Raw genomic sequence first — 15,541 nt, forward strand, 5'->3', positions numbered from 1 at the left:
GTGTTAATTACTAAAGCCATGGTGAATCTCCTTAAAAATTATAGTAAACCTAGTACTACCTGAGATGAAGCATTCGCTTGACCTAGTGCAGCAACACCGGCCTGCTGTAGTACCTGCTGTTTCGCTAGGTTAGAAGTTTCAACTGCAAAGTCAGCATCTTGTACACGGCTACGTGCAGCTTGTAGGTTTTCAGAGTAAGTCTGGTTACCAGAAATTACTGCTTCAAAACGGTTCATGACCGCACCGAAGGTAGCGCGAATTGCAGAAATGCCATCAATAGCAGCACGAGTGTTACCGATAGATGCCTGTGCAGCAGATTGCTTGCTAATATTTATGGCATTACCACTACCAGCAATTCCGCTTTGCACTATTGCTTTAATTGCAATTGTTGCTGTTGTGCCTAGGTTATTAACTAAGCCAGATTTTAAGCCTGCTTCTACTTGGTAGCCTTCACCATTTTGGTTACCAACCTGCATGGTTAGTACTTTAGCACCACTATCAAGTAGTTTTTGGCCATTAAATTCAGTGGTATCAACAATACGTGCAATTTCTTGGGTTAGCTGGTTTACTTCTTTCTGCAAGCCATCGCGTGCCGCAGAGTTGTATGTACCGTTAGCAGATTGGATAGACAGTTCGTTAATGCGCTGTAGGTTGCTAGTGATTTGATCCAGTGCGCCTTCAGCGGTTTGCGCCATCGAAATACCGTCACCGGCATTACGTGTAGCCATATTCAAGCCACGAATATCTTTGGTTTGAGACTGGGCTAGGTACAAGCCAGCCGCATCATCTTTGGCTGAGTTAATACGTAAGCCCGTTGATAGGCGGTTGAAGGTTTGTGACTGTGCATCCTGTGTTTTAGCTAGGTTGCGAGCGCCGTTTAGGGCAGCATTGTTAGTGTTAATTACTAAAGCCATGGTGAACTCCTTAACTGAAAAGTATGTCCGGGGACATTAGGTGTATCGGTACATAAAACAGAAACTTTAGGTTTTTTGAGCTAATAAACCCAAAGTTTCTTCTAGCCAAGTAGAAAGCCGCTTATTACAGACTTCATTCTCTTGACTTGATTTTTTATCAATAATTAGCCTTTTATTTGTTTTTTGATTTAAACGAAAGAAAAGTTCTGGATCAGTAATCAAAAAGCCAGTTAAATTTTCCTCTATCTCTTCCCAGTCTTGGAGGTTTGTTTCACTATCTACTAAAGCCCACTGCTCAATGTTTGTATTGTTAGATAAGTCTTTAATAGTATTGGATAAAGCATTTGGTTTCCCGAGGTGAATACAGATATCAGGATTAAGGCGAGCTACTTCTAGAGAGTTTACGGCTGCAGTTTCACCAGCTGAAAGGTATCCATAACTTTGTGTTTGCACTTTTTCTTTTAACTCATTGCTGTCTAGTTCTTTAAACAAGCTTTTACCTAGCAGGGTTTGCTTAGGAGTAGGGTCTGAGGTAAGTATTAAAACACGAGGGCGCTGGTGATGAAGGTGATGCCACTTGCCTGCTAGCAGAAAATCAGCATCTAAACCTGAGCCACGTAAAGATAAATTAGGGTTAAAAGCAGGGTCGTTAGTTAGTAGGTTAAACCAGTCTTTTTTAAATAGTTGGTTATCTGCTTGACTTATTTGATAGTTTTTATCACCTATTAAAGCGACACTACTTAAAGGAGTCCACACAAGCTTGTTACCAGCCAAACAATTTCTAATTTGTAAGTCATTGACTGCAAGCAGACTAGTGTAATTTGTATTAAAGCCGCCTTGCTCCAAAAGTTTTAAACGTTTAACAGCTAAGCAAGCTGGGTTGAGCACATTAAAGTTCTGCTCACACCAAGCTCTTGGTAATCCCGTTATTTCCTGTTCTAAAAAGAAATTTTCGTATAAATCGCCCACCAAGCCATTTTTACCTAAAATTTGCCCAGCACTTAATATACTAGCATTTGCAGAAACTAATCGTGGTGCAGCCATGGCAACATCAGGTCTTTGTAGTTGATCTAGCAATGCATTTAGCCACCCAGCTTGTATAAAACGTAAGCGGCTGACTGCAAAAACTAGAGTTTCTGATACGGATATATCGACTAACTGGCTCCATGCTGCTAATTCGCCTTGCCACTTATTTAAACTTACAAAGACTGGATAACTTCCTTTAGGTTCAAAAACTAACTGTTGATCAATTAACCAAGCTGCAAACTCACTCTCATTAACGGGTGCAGCAAGGTAAAGTTGTGTTTTTTCAAGAGCATCACTTTTAATATAAGAGCTTAAACACTTATGTAAGCTGCTATCTAAAGTAGGTGTTGCAATGAGTAAGTCTGTTTTTTCAGTTGAGGCATCTAAATTGTATTGAGTATTATAAACACCTTGGTAAAGACCAGGTAATACTTTTGCATGCTCATAACCACAGCGCACTAGGTGTTGCAGGCGTATTGTTGCACCAAGACCTTCATAGTTTTCACTTTCAATTAGTCGTTTAGTGTAAGGTGAGCGATTAACTAAAATGTAAGGTACATGCCCTATTGCTGGTAAAGTCATACGCTCAGCTAGACGGAAAACTAAATCTTCATTTTGACGGTAGGCAAAAGCTTGATAGCCATCTAGTGCTTGCCAAGCATCTTTTCTGAAAGCAATACAGCGGTTAACATAATCAGTTGACCTAAGTAAGTCTAGGTTGAAGTCGGGTTTAAAAGCAGGCTCTTTAGGGTGACTAGTACCTAATCTAGACTCTTCATTTTGTAAATCCTCTTCAGTCAGTTTTACTAATACTTCATCACCATAAATTGCAAGCCAGTCTGGGTTTAAGTTTGCATAATCAGCAATATTAAACAGTGCTTGTGGGTGTAATTCATCACCAGGCCAAAGTTGCATTACCCAATCTGAATCTACTGTTTCAATAACTTCGTTAATCTTTTTGAAAGGTGAGTCTGTCTGAATCCATTGAATATTATACTGTTCTTCAAGGCCTTCAATAGGGCATTTGGCGGTACTTAAAACTGAGATACCATAATGCTTGTAGATTTGAAGTTCAAAGCTGTCTAACGTATCTGCTAAAGCAGTAAACGAAGAGGGATCTACAACTAAAAGTAAATGAAAGGTAGGGTGAGTACTCCAAGTATTATACCGCTCGCCCATAAGTTGACCAGTTAGCTCATCTGGCTGAGTTTTAGCTCGCCAAGTTTGGAAGGTGTCTTTAACAATAAAGCGTGCGTCTTGTGATTGGGTGTCTAACTCATCATAAAAGTTATCATTTTCTAAAACCTTATTAGCTAGGCTTGGTTTGTCAATAATTTCTAATATTTTTGCTGTCGCTAGCTGAGTAGCATTAAGGTTTATGGTTGGGTCTACAAAAGCGGTATTATTACTAGAAATTTCAACTAACTGGCCTCTTTTATCGTCATCTTCTACTAATTCCGATAAGGTTTTATATAGTCCTTTCTCATTACACTGGGCAACACCATCTGTGGCAGAAAAAACTAAACCACCTAAAAAAACCTGACGAGTAACTAGTTCAATTGTTGCGCAGCCCATAGCCATACTTTCTACAGCAATACTAGAGCCGGGTGAAATAGTTATATCAGAAATTAGAATTACATTTTCTGGGCGGTCAAAAATATAAGCAAAACAGTCTGCAATACCTAGTTTTTTTGCAAGGTGGTTAGCTCTTTCTTCACCAAAGCTGGTGCCAGAGGGACGGTCTTTAACAATAAAAAATACAGGTTTATTGCTTTCTTTTTTTATTCTTGCAGCAGTTTCTATAAAGCTATCTAATATTTTTTCGTAGGTTAAAGGGTCTGATGTAGCGCTTTCTCTCACTGCATAGGTAGTGAAAAAACTAATGATTAGCGCATCATCTGGAATTTTTAGTTTTTCTTTTAGTTTACTTATATCATTAAAATCAATATCTCTGTATGCATCCCAGTTAACTAGTCCTGTTTGGTGACGCTCACCTTTACCTGTATTCATGTCATCTAGCGTTTCATTACATCTCGATGAAGTTAAGGTTAGGTGATCAGATAAAAAATGACGGATAGAGCTTAAGTTTCTTGCTATATAAGGGCTATGACATAAGTGTATAGAGGGAATGTTATTGTGTTTAGCCCATTGAATTAGAGATGCCTCATGAATCATATACTCTTGATTGACTAATAAGGCTTTAATATTATATTTCTCTTTTAGCTTATCTAAACCAAGATAAAGTTTGCAAATTTTTTCTGTACGATTCTTTGCACTATTAATTATTGGTTCAGCTAAGTTGTTGGGACAGTCATTTTCTTTAGAGTAATCCCTTAGTTTCTCCATACCTTCATCTAGTAATTTGTTAATGTTTTTTGACTCTGCTACTAGATGCTTAATCTCATCTTCACTTAGCTCATCTTCAATAGATACACATCCAACCTGGTTTTTTTTGGCAATTATTAGATGGTTATCAAGAAATAGTTTTGGGGTGATTATTTCTAGAGGATACTGTCTTAGTACAGAATCAAGAGTTGCTGACTGCCTGTCTAATAAAGTTGATATTATAGCATCTTTTTTGTTAGACATAATTAACGAATCCTTTTTCTGTTTTCATTAGAAATCTGGCTAATTGTTTGAAATATCTCAGATGTTATACATTCAAAAATAGGCGTATTATTGAATTTTATATTTTCTTTCTTGTAAGGTTCTAGCCAATTGTCAGCTATTTTTGCTTTTAAGTGGTCTGCTTTACTATCAAGGTACCAGTAGTAAAGGACTTCTTGTTGTTTCTTGTTTAATGAAGTTAATAGCCAAGTTCTTAGATCTGTACTAGCTATTTGAAATAGCCTTAAAATAAACTGAGAAGGGTAAAGTTCTTCAAAAAACTCTTCTAGTAAACCACTAATATCAGGTTGCTCTTCAGTTGATGAGTTTTCTTGATGGTAGTAGGGTGCTATTTTTTCTATCCAGACAGTTAAAAACTGCTGAAAATTTTCATCAACATCAAGCCAGCTCATTAAACGTAACCAAGCGTTTTTACCACAAAAAGTATGTGCTGCAACTATGTCAGCAAACTCTTCTGAGGAATAGTTAGGTATATTCATTATTCACCATCATATATTTTAAAATTAATTCTGCTTTTTGAAAATCTTCTAAAGTGTCTATATCCGTTGATTTTTTAGTATCCATTACGTAAGCATAAGTACCTTTGCTATAAATATCAGTTAACTTATCAATATATCCCTTTTCAAAAAGATAAATCGCACCATTTAGTCGATAATAGGGTTCTAACTCTTGCGTTCTTTTTAGGTTTTCAGGTTTGATAAAACCGTCCATTGAGCCGTCTGTGCCTAGGGTGTTGCAGAATTGGATTGGGTATTCTACTTTACATACTGAAACCACTGCTTTTGCTGACTTTTCTTCCATTAGCTGCATGGCTTCTTTTATATGCTGTGCGTTTCTTAAGGGAGAGGTAGGTTGAAAAATGGCTAGGGTGGAAACTTGCTGGTTGAATTCACTCTCAAACCAATCAACTAGATGAGTGATAACATCGTTGGTAGTTGCTTCATCTGAGGCAAGTTCTGCGGGGCGTAAAAAAGGTACTTTTGCACCTGCTGTTTTAGCAACTTCTGCTATTTTTTCATCGTCGGTGCTAACAAATACGTAATCAAACACTTGGCTTTCTAAAGCTGCTTCAATAGTCCAAGCAATCATTGGTTTGCCAGCTAGGTCTTTAATATTTTTGCCTGGCAGTCTTTTGCTCCCGCCTCGTGCTGGGATAATTGCGATTTTCATTTAAACAACCTTTCTATATCTTGCTGTGCTTTTTGATAGTCTTTCATCTGTCCTATATCAAGCCAGTAATCGTAGCTGGTATAAGTTCCGATGCGTTTGCCCGCTTGCTTGCCCTGTTCTAGTAGTGCTGGCATGTCGATGCGCTGATTGATTTTAACCTGAGCGATAATTTCTGGGTTTAGAACGTAAATTCCGGTGTTGATTTTATAGCGGTAGGTGGGCTTTTCTACCATATTGGTAATTAATTGCTGTTCTGTTTCTATTACACCAAAAGGAATGCGGTGTTCATCTTCACGCACACACATGGTTGCATCAAATTTCTGTGATAGATGGTGTTCAAGTAGTTTGGTGAAATCTACTTGAGTAAGCACATCACCATTCATCATAATTAGTGGCAGCTTTGGTAGGTTTTTAGGTAGTAAACCCAAAGCACCACCTGTGCCTAGTGGGTTTTGTTCGTGAATATAGGTAATGCTCACACCCCAGTTGCTACCATCACCAAAATGGCTGTGAATTAATTCAGGCATAAAGTGGGTTGAAATGTAGAAGTGATGGAAACCTTGTTTAATAAACTGATTAATCAGGTGTTCCAGCATTGGCTTGTCGCCAACACGCAGCATGGGTTTAGGGCAGTGGTCGGTTAAGGGCTGTAGCCGTGTGCCGAAGCCACCCGCCATAATAAATACAGGGTTATCACGTTTGGTGGGTTGCAATGCTTGGTGGAGTGTTTCTAAACCTGCTAGGTAGCCTGCTTCATCGAGCAAGGGCAAAGCAAGTAAATGATGCTTATCCATCAGCTTTAGGCGCTGTTCACGAGTGCTGGTTAATTCCGCCGTGATGGGTTTTTTATTCATCACCCTTGCAACGGAATCTTGCATTTCACAATTAACTAGCAAACCACGGCGAATATCACCATCGGTTACCGTGCCTAACAGTTTGTTTTGCTCATCGCATATTAAGCCTATACGCAGTGCTGCTTGGTCGATAACCCGCATGGCATCACGAATGGTGGCATCCGAGTTAATTACAACGCTTTTCCAGTCTTTCATGTATTGCTCTTGACTTCAGGGCTGTTAAGTAGTTGAGCATGTAAGTCTAGGGTAGGTAGGTTAAATGCACCCCAAGCGCTTCTGCCAGTTAGTGTCAGCACCTGCTCACGGATTGATGAGTATAAGATTGATGCGCCATTTATTTCTAAAATTCTTGGCTTATCTTTAATAAAGTTTGAGTTTGCCTCAAACAAACCAATCATTTCTATATTTATTGCATAGGGCAAAGGCTGATCGGCTTCTAGGTCAACTAGCTTAAATATTATTTGGTATTTTGCTTCATCATGGTTGTGGCGAAAAAGCTCAATCTTATATTGCACGCTTATTTCTAAATCAGTCGCAGTAGTAGGTTGATAATCGGTGTTCACTTCTACATTTAATTTAGTGAAAAAACTTTTAGTAAGCTTTAAATTGCACATGCAGTTAACTCGTTGGTTTGCTCATCAATTTTGGTGTAGCAACTGGGGTTATAGTCTGGTGAGTTAGTTTGATTTTCATACACATCAAACCATCTAACATCGCTATCTTTAGGTGCAAGGTGGACATGGAGTTGCATATCGAGGCTGTTGGCAATTTTGACCATGGATTCAACGGTAAAATTAGTGTTACCGCGCATGACTTTGGTTATATAAGCGGGAGAAGTTTCTAATTTATCAGCTAAATCTTTTTTAGTTATGTGTTTTTGTTGCATGATCTGGCTTACTTCTTCTGTGAAGTCTTGGCTGATTTTTGCAACCCAGTAATCATTGCCATTTTTTGCTTGTTCTAGCAGTTTAGAAAATCGACTATTCATTTCTATACTCTCCTCTCAAAGAGTTTTTGTTAAGCGACCAGCCGCTTTTGCTTTTATGTAAGCTTCACGAATTTGCTGTGCTTTTTGTTTATCAGCGTTGGAAATTTTATTACTGCGCTTGATAATGCCATGTGTGCAGATGATTATTTGGCCTTTATCGTAGAACCAAAAAACACGCAACCGACCCTTGATAAACTCCCATATTTCGCCATCAATTTGGTGTGAAATATCTGTGTTACGGCTAGGCCCATGTGCTGCAGTTCTTTCTAATAGCTGCAGCATTCCGTCACGGTTCTTGTGTAAATTAGCACCTAGGCCTTCAAAAAAGTCTAGCAACTCATTTTGTCTTTGATTGTTCAGTACCGAATAAAGCCTAAACTTTCCTTCGCAGAGTAATTCTATTTCCATCAACTTAACCTACAGGTTAACTTTAGCAGTTATTCAGCATTGCTAGCAAGCACATTGGTTGTCTGCCATGTCTAGTTTTTAAGTACGCGACTTGCCGCTGGAATAATTGTTTGCTTGGCTGGCACATTTCTCACAAGGGTTGTTCCTGCACCTATCACGGCTTGTTCGCCTATTTGAATGTTTTGTATCACACTTGCGCCTGTGCCGATATGCACTTGGTTGCCGGTAATTACGCCACCGCTTAGAGTAACGCCTGGGGCGATATGATTGTGAGCGCCTATTTTGCAGTCGTGTTCTACAACTGCACCGGTATTAATAATGCTATTTTTGCCAATGCTGGCATTGGTTTGTACTTGTGCACCCATCATTATTTGCACGCCTTCAGCTAATTCTAGGTAGTTAGATAAGTTAGCTTTGGGTGATATTACGCTGGCAAAGCGATAGCCCTTTGCGGAAAAAAACTCAAACAGTTTCCAGCGTAGGTTGTTGCCGGGTATAGAGCCAAGCCCATTGACCAACTCAACTTCTTCGGGTGAATAAGTGCTTAGCAATTGCTCGTCACTGGCAATAGGCTTCAAGCCAGCTAAAGGGCTGTTGGCTGGAATGGAGTCAGGTGCGACCACCGCAATTAGTGGTTGTTTTTGTTCCAGCAGAATTTCTGCCAGTACCGCAGCATGTCCACCCGCACCTAACATAACCAAAGGCTTAGCCATGAATTAGCTCGCCTTCTGCATAGTTTTGTGGGGCTGGCTTGCCTAATAGCGACCAATACTGGTAAGGCGATAAACCATCACCTGGGCGTTTGGTGGTTAGGTTTTCTTCTGTAAATACTTTACCTGCTTGAATACTTTTAGCAGCGACTAAGCTTTTACGGGCAATGACTTTATTTTTTATTTCTGAAGGCTGGGGGCTTTTAATGCCACTACCTAACGCAAGCTTAACATCACGTATGGCTTGCACCATAGCTTTTAGTTCATCGGGTTCCAGCGAGGCTTGATGGTCAGGGCCGGGCAGGGTTTTATCTAGGGTAAAGTGCTTTTCAATTAAACTTGCACCCATAGCCGTGGCGGCAATAGGAATGCTTATGCCTGCTGTGTGGTCTGAATAACCAACGGTTAAACCAAAAGCGCTGGCTAGGGTTTTCATGGCTTTTAAGTTAACTTCTGCTAAGGGTGCTGGGTATTCGGTGGTGCAATGTAAAAGCGTTACTTTGGCCTTAAGTGCTGTTTGCCCTGCTTCGCTAGCATAGGCTTGAGCAAAAGCTTCTTCGCTGGGTGGCGTGCTAAGCGGCTGGGTTAAACCAAAAGCGATAACCCCTAAAGCCGCTTCTACCTCTGCCAAGCTTGCCATGCCAGTCGAGACAATTAAATCGCAGCCGGTGAGTGCGTGTTGCAAAACAAAGGGCGCATTGGTTAATTCACCCGATGGAATCTTTAGGGTTTTAAGCCCTAGGTCTTTAACTAAAAACTCTAGGCTTTCTTGGTCAAAGGCGGTGGATAAAAATTCTATACCTAGCTTTTGGCAATAAGCCACTAACTCATGATGGGTTGCATAATCCAACTCCAAGCGGCTAAGCATGGCAAACTGAGATTCTGCAACGCCTGTATTACGGGTTTGGTATTCCGCTTGCTTAGCATCTTGGGTGACTAGGTTTTTAGCTTTAAAGGTTTGGAACTTAACTATGTCCGCACCGGCAGCATGGGCAGCATCCACCAATTTAAAGGCTAGCTCTTTGCTGCCGTTATGGTTAACACCGGCTTCGGCAATGATTTTAACGGTCATTAAGTGCTCTCTTGTAAATCATAAAAAGTTTTAACGACCGACAAATCGGCTGTTTTTAGCTGTTCTAAAATGGCTTCACTGGCCTTGCCTTTACCATAAGGATTCACCACTTGGCTTAGGTCACTTTTTAATGCTAGTTGCAAGGTTTCTATTATGGCGGCTGTATTTGAAGGACAAGAAAACACACTTTTAGCCGCTAGACGGCCCCGCTGGCGTTCACCTAAATTGACAGTCGGTACTTTAAAAGAAGGCACTTCAATTATGCCACTCGAAGAATTACCCACTACCGCCGCTGCATGTTTTACTCCACTTAAATAACGTTGCTGACCTAAAGAGGGTATTGCTAAAACTCGGCTGGGTTGTTGTTTAGCATAGGCTTCTAGCAAGGGAATAATTTCACGTCCACCATCGTCGGCATTTGGGTAGGTCAAAATTATTTGGTGCTGTGGAAACGCATCTAAAGCCTTTAATAGGTTTTCAAAAGATGCTTTGGCAGGTTCGCTGGCTAGGGTAACAGGGTGGTAAGTCACTAAAAAATAAGGTTGTTCTAGCTTGAAATTTAATAACGTAGATAGCTCAGCTAATGAAAGCATTTTGCTACGCTGTAAATGGTCTAAACCTACCGCACCCACATTAAAAACACGGCTGGGGTGTTCGCCTAATTGAATAATCCGATTGCGGTGGGTTTCAGTTGAAGTGAAGTGCAATAAACTGAGCTTAGTAATGGCATGGCGAATAGCATCATCGTAAGCACCTTCGGTAATTTCGCCACCATGAATATGCGCAATAGGAATGCGTAAAATCATGGCTGCTTGAGTAACCGCTAAGGCTTCAAAACGGTCACCTAACACAACCAATACATCTGGTTTCATTCGCTCTAAAGCATCGGCAAAACCTAACACACCTAAACCAATACTCTTGGCAGTACCAACGGCTGAATCGGAAGATAAAAGCATTTCTACTTTTTCTGTAATGGTAAAACCATCGGCTTCTATCTGCTGGTAAGTCATACCAAACTCAGGTGATAGGTGCATAGCTGAAACAAGCAGCTGCAACTCAACCTTAGGGTCTTGTTGTAAGTCTTTTAGTAGCCAATACAACAAACCGTATTCAGCTCGTGTACCTGTAAAAACAGCGATTTTTCTCATAACCTATTTTTGGCTTAATTCTATAAAGGGATAAGCATTAGTTGTACTTGAACTGCAAAGCACTGAATACAAGCGCATATCATTGGTAAGAACTCGGTAGCCTTTAACAAGCCGGACGAGTGATGCATCTGCAAGCCCGAAATAGACAAACTCTTTGCTTGCTGAATCTTTAGTTATAGTGGTATCAATCTCTTCAAACTGCTTAAAAAACTCTCTAGCTAGTAGCATCGCCCTTTCTTTTAACTCGCCATAAAAATCAATAAGATTAGATGTTTCAGTAGCTAGGTAGGGGGTGATATATATTTTATACTTATTAATAAAGCTAACCAGTAAATCATAATCGTCGAGTGTATAACTATTTAGCCTTTTAGATTTTCGGATATGCACACCATCATCTAAAGAGCCAATAATAAGTAAGAGCAATAAGTTAGTATCAATAATTAGTTTAGGATTAGCCATAATTAAGCCATTTCGTAATTTTTTAACCCTTTAAAACTACCGTCTTTTTCATCAATTAGAAAAGTTTTATAAACTTTACGGTTGCTCATCAAAAAAGCTAACTCTGTTAACCCTTCACCCGCCTGGAGTTTTGAGCTGTCTCTTTTTAAAAAGTAGCTAAAGGTAATGGCATAATGACCAGTATTTTCATCTAAAATTGCTTCTTCTAGCTGAATGTCTTCCGCACCTTTTTGAAGCTCACTCAATGCTTTTTTAGCTGACTCTATTGCATCTTTAAAATTAAGCATGGTTTTCTCCGAGCAGTTGAATCTATTTACGTTAAGACTAACAAAAATTATAGCGCTGGCGAGCTGGGCAAATTCACTAGCCTTGCTTCGGCTATTTCTGACTGGGTTTCAGCTGGTAGTAGGTTCCGCGGCCTTGGCTTTGGCGTTACAAAACGGATAAGCGATGCATTAATCCTTATGGTTGAACAACCACTCAAAAACACCTTGTTCACGCATACGCTCAATTTCATTTTGGTTGCAGTTTAGGTGTTGGTTCTGCCACTCTTGCACTACAAGGCTTGGGCAATTTTCTAATAAAATTTTGCTAATTTGTTCGTTGTTGCTTTGCTTAAGTGTTCTTTTAAGGTTTTAGCTTTCTTTAGCGTCTATTCACTGCCATCTTCGAGTTCTCCATTCTCATAGGCTTCTATAAGGGTTGGGCTTAGGTATGTTTTTTCGCTTAACAGTTCAACTCGTGAAGGATGGAAATGTGTTTTTCTGGATAAAAAATAGGTGTTGTGGCCCGAAAAGCTGTTGATTACACGCGAGTTATGACTGGTAACTATGAGTTGCGAACCTTTTTTTGAAGCTGTGAAGCGTTTACGGCATGCAGCTATAAACTGGCTAAGCTCAGGCAAAGAAACAAAGTTGTCTGGCTCATCCCATAGGCAGAGTCTTGGAATATCATTGTCTATGGCTGCCAGAACCGTTGCCGTTAAAAAGTAGATTTTTTCACCATCGGATAACTGGCTAAAATTTAGCTCTAATGATGATTTGCTAGCGGCGCTGCGAAATCTTACTAGCAGTTCTTTCTCGTCTTTGCCCGTTGCATCAAATTTGAACAAGTCGAAATCAGTCATTCTTTCTTGGATGAACTCTGAAATATCTTTATAAGAAGCAGGCGATTCAGCCAGCATATAACGTAGCCAATCGAGCAGGTTGTCGGCATTTTTGCGCAGGTATAACTCTTCGCCCTTACTAACGGCTTCAAACAGGGACGGCACTGGGGATAAGACGAGAATACTGGCTAGCCAAGTGCGTAATAATGCTATTGGCTCTTGTTCATTGCGGGTAGAAATTAAGGGAAGACCAATGTGATGCCAGTCTAGGGTGAACTCTGCTGCTTGACTGCCGTATTGATTAAGTTGGGTTTTGCCTTCATCACGGTTCAGCATGGTTTTACCATCTACTTTGAGCGTTTCTTGTCTAACCTTTGGTTGGCGAAAGTGCTCAGGCCAGTCTATTTCTAGCCGGTATTGGTAAGCCTGTTTTTCCAACTCTACTTGCAGCTCTAAAGTCATTGGCTTGCTGGTATCACCAAAAGCGAAATCTTCTTTAGTAATAAGATCTTTTAAGTTGACCGTGCCGAGACCTATTTTTTGAAAAAGCTCAACTGCTGCGAAAAAATTGGATTTGCCGGATCCGTTACCACCTAGAATTAGCGCAGTATCTAGTTCTTCAAAGCTGATATCAAAGTTCTGCAAGCAACGGAAATTGTTAATGTAAATTTTTTTTAGCATGGTCTTCTCATAAAGAAAGATTAGAACCTAATTATAGCGCTGGCGAGCTGGGCAAATTCACTAGCCTTGCTTCGGCTATTTCTGACTGGGTTAAATCGCCTCTTAGGGCATTGGCAAACATGGGTAGGCGGTGCATGAGTTGCCATACGGGGCGGGTCATTATGCCTTGGGCGTTGGTTTCTTTTAGTAGGGCGTTGCGTGTGTCTAAGTCTGGGCAGAGTACCGCATTAAGCCAGTAGTTGGATTGGGCGTAGTCAGGTTCTTTTACAAAACGGTAGTCGGTTGTGGCAAATAAGCTTTCGTAGCGCTCTGCAATTTTGCGCTTATTGGCAAGCAGGGCTTCTAGCTGTTCCATTTGTGCACAACCTAAGGCGGCATTCAGGTTGGGCATACGGTAGTTAAAACCAGGTTCGTCATGAAAAAACTCGTAAGCATGGGGCACTTTGGCGGTGGTGGTGACATGCTTAGCTCTAACACCCTCTTCTGCTTCACGGCAAAGCAACATACCGCCACCACCTGTGGTAATCACTTTGTTGCCATTAAAACTTAACACACCAAAACGCCCTAAAGTGCCAGTGTGCTGGCCTTTGTAGTAAGAACCTAAGCTTTCGGCGGCATCTTCAATTAGGGATAAATTCCATGCTTGGCAAAGAGTTAACAGTTCATCTAACTGCACTGGATGACCAAAGGTGTGCATGGGTAACAAGGCTTTAATCGCCGCACCGCTGGCTTTATGGCGGCACTGGCCTTGGTCATCCAGCTCGGCATTTTCGGCAAGCCAGTTAGAAGCCGCTTTTGGGCAAAGGCCAAAAGCATTAGGTTCAATATCTATAAATACCGGCTGTGCGCCCAGGTGGTGCAGGGCGTTGCAGGTGGCTACAAAAGTAAGTGCTTGGGTGAGCACTAAATCGCTTGCTTTAATATCAGCTAGGTGTAAGGCAGCATGCAGCGCAGCGGTACCATTAACGGTAGCCACGGCACGGGTGGTTTTAGTAAAACTTTCAATTTTTTGCTCGAACTCATCAACAAATTTACCCACGCTGGAAACAAAAGTACTGGTGATGGTTTCGGCTAAATAAGCCTGCTCGTTACCAGCAAAGGTTGGGGCGTGCAGCGGAATAAACTCATGGGTTGAGTAGATGTCACGAACCAGCTTAATTAATTGCGTTTGCATCTTGCCTCACATTTTTCCATCTAGGTATTTGCCGGTTTCTTTATGACCAAAATCGGGCAGCATTTTGAAAAATAGCTTCACTATGCTTTCTTTATCCCAAGCAAGGTTATTTTTCATAGCGGCAATGCTGGTTTCAAAAGTGGCTAACAGTTCTGGGTCAAATTCGGGTTGGTTTTTAATCACACCCAAGTTTTCAAAGCGTTGCATATCCAGTGTTTCTGCATCTGTGAAAAACTCTTCAAAATCTTTTTCACCAGTGGTGTCGCTGCTGGTAAATAAGCAAGGCCACTTACCTTCATCGGGTAGTGTTTTAGCTAGCTCTCGGGCTTCATCTTCGCTAGCGCATAAAATCGGTTCATAGCCTTTTTGTTGAAGGTATTTCACAGCTATATCGGCAAAGGTAATTAGGTGTAGGTTTTCGCTAAGTTTAGGGAAGAAAATATCGCGGTTTTTACCAAAGATGCAGGACATTAAACACAGTTCGCCCGATTCTTGCGGGGTGACAAAATAACGCTTGATATCATTGGGTGCCACGATAGGCTGGCGTTTTTCAAGGCGCTGGTTAAAGCCATGCAGTAAAGAGCCATCTGAAAAAGCCACATTAGCAAAGCGTGCAGTAGAAATTTCTATCTCAAGGCTGCGGCGCATTAAGAACATTTCCATAATGCGCTTACTAGCACCCATCATATTGACAGGGTTAGCGGCCTTGTCGGTAGACACGCAAAAGTACTTTTTTACACCGGCAGCAATGCATTGTTGCAACGTTTTATCAGTGTTAAAAACATTCACATCAATCATACGCATTAGGGTGTAAGGGTCTTTTTCACTACGCACATGCTTAAGCGCAGAAAGGTTAAGCACATAGTCATACTGACCATCGGCCTTAAAAAAAGCATCGTACTCAAGCGAGCCAATATCTAAAGCAAAGGTTTGAAAGTCACCCTTAATATAACCAAAGCTACTGCGGATATCACGCACCAACTCAACCAAGTTGTTTTCACTGATATCCACCACATGCAGCTTTAAAGGATTACGCTTAAAGATCTCTTTAACCACGGCTTGACCGATAGAGCCAGCGCCGCCCAAGACTAGAAAGCGAGAGGTGGAGACGGTTTTGTAAAGAGCTTTGGTGTTGTTTGTTATATCAGATAAAAATAATTTATTGCTTCTACCAATTAAATTTAATACCGGTGACATTTATTTT

The 15,541-nt window shown here is 40.8% G+C and carries 16 protein-coding genes; all 16 read right to left on the bottom strand.

All coding sequences use genetic code 11. The features are described from left to right. Positions 1-38 precede the first annotated feature (38 nt). On the bottom strand, positions 39-914 hold the full coding sequence (locus H571_RS0111025; protein WP_027849360.1) for a flagellin N-terminal helical domain-containing protein: 876 nt from the start codon (positions 912-914) through the stop codon (positions 39-41). Between the two features lie 66 nt (positions 915-980). Next, entirely contained in the window at positions 981-4,529 is a 3,549-nt protein-coding gene (locus H571_RS0111030; RefSeq protein ID WP_027849361.1) for a hypothetical protein, read from the bottom strand. Between the two features lie 2 nt (positions 4,530-4,531). Continuing rightward, a complete protein-coding gene (locus tag H571_RS0111035) occupies positions 4,532-5,047 on the bottom strand; it encodes a hypothetical protein (protein WP_027849362.1) in 516 nt (171 codons plus the stop codon). Beyond that, the gene (gene pseF / locus H571_RS0111040) at positions 5,034-5,738 is read right to left on the bottom strand and encodes a pseudaminic acid cytidylyltransferase (protein WP_027849363.1); all 705 of its coding nucleotides are present in this window, start codon (positions 5,736-5,738) and stop codon (positions 5,034-5,036) included. Before pseF ends, H571_RS0111035 begins: the two co-directional genes overlap by 14 nt. Next, positions 5,735-6,787 carry a nucleotidyltransferase family protein gene (locus H571_RS0111045; protein WP_027849364.1) on the bottom strand — a complete coding sequence of 351 codons (1,053 nt, stop codon included), beginning with the start codon at positions 6,785-6,787 and terminating at the stop codon, positions 5,735-5,737. The genes pseF and H571_RS0111045 overlap by 4 nt, the downstream gene beginning before the upstream one ends. Next, positions 6,784-7,107, bottom strand: a complete 324-nt coding sequence (locus H571_RS0111050; protein WP_245562345.1) for a hypothetical protein — start codon at positions 7,105-7,107, stop codon at positions 6,784-6,786. The genes H571_RS0111045 and H571_RS0111050 overlap by 4 nt, the downstream gene beginning before the upstream one ends. Before the next feature lie 86 nt (positions 7,108-7,193). Next, complete coding sequence (locus H571_RS14975) at positions 7,194-7,580, bottom strand: helix-turn-helix domain-containing protein (RefSeq protein ID WP_036218154.1); 387 nt, start codon at positions 7,578-7,580, stop codon at positions 7,194-7,196. A 15-nt stretch (positions 7,581-7,595) separates the two neighbouring features. Beyond that, positions 7,596-7,988, bottom strand: coding sequence for a type II toxin-antitoxin system RelE/ParE family toxin (locus H571_RS0111060; RefSeq protein ID WP_027849366.1), 393 nt, complete (start codon positions 7,986-7,988; stop codon positions 7,596-7,598). Positions 7,989-8,059: 71 nt separating this feature from the next. After that, positions 8,060-8,701: an acetyltransferase gene (locus H571_RS0111065; RefSeq protein WP_027849367.1), complete on the bottom strand. Its 642-nt coding sequence runs from the start codon at positions 8,699-8,701 to the stop codon at positions 8,060-8,062. Continuing rightward, the gene (gene neuB / locus H571_RS0111070; protein WP_027849368.1) at positions 8,694-9,770 is read right to left on the bottom strand and encodes an N-acetylneuraminate synthase; all 1,077 of its coding nucleotides are present in this window, start codon (positions 9,768-9,770) and stop codon (positions 8,694-8,696) included. Before neuB ends, H571_RS0111065 begins: the two co-directional genes overlap by 8 nt. After that, a complete protein-coding gene (gene neuC, locus H571_RS0111075; RefSeq protein WP_027849369.1) occupies positions 9,770-10,918 on the bottom strand; it encodes a UDP-N-acetylglucosamine 2-epimerase in 1,149 nt (382 codons plus the stop codon). Before neuC ends, neuB begins: the two co-directional genes overlap by 1 nt. Before the next feature lie 3 nt (positions 10,919-10,921). Continuing rightward, positions 10,922-11,377 (bottom strand): PIN domain-containing protein, encoded by a 456-nt coding sequence (locus H571_RS14980; RefSeq protein WP_051168296.1) that lies wholly within the window; start codon positions 11,375-11,377, stop codon positions 10,922-10,924. Between the two features lie 2 nt (positions 11,378-11,379). Next, complete coding sequence (locus H571_RS0111085; protein ID WP_027849370.1) at positions 11,380-11,664, bottom strand: hypothetical protein; 285 nt, start codon at positions 11,662-11,664, stop codon at positions 11,380-11,382. A gap of 365 nt (positions 11,665-12,029) precedes the next feature. Next, positions 12,030-13,163 carry an AAA family ATPase gene (locus H571_RS14985; RefSeq protein WP_051168297.1) on the bottom strand — a complete coding sequence of 378 codons (1,134 nt, stop codon included), beginning with the start codon at positions 13,161-13,163 and terminating at the stop codon, positions 12,030-12,032. A gap of 31 nt (positions 13,164-13,194) precedes the next feature. Continuing rightward, on the bottom strand, positions 13,195-14,337 hold the full coding sequence (locus H571_RS0111100; protein WP_027849371.1) for a LegC family aminotransferase: 1,143 nt from the start codon (positions 14,335-14,337) through the stop codon (positions 13,195-13,197). Positions 14,338-14,343: 6 nt separating this feature from the next. Continuing rightward, the gene (locus H571_RS0111105) at positions 14,344-15,534 is read right to left on the bottom strand and encodes a UDP-N-acetylglucosamine 4,6-dehydratase (protein WP_027849372.1); all 1,191 of its coding nucleotides are present in this window, start codon (positions 15,532-15,534) and stop codon (positions 14,344-14,346) included. Positions 15,535-15,541 lie beyond the last annotated feature (7 nt).

This window comes from Marinospirillum minutulum DSM 6287, from assembly GCF_000422325.1.
GTDB classification, from domain to species: Bacteria; Pseudomonadota; Gammaproteobacteria; order Pseudomonadales; family Halomonadaceae; genus Marinospirillum; species Marinospirillum minutulum.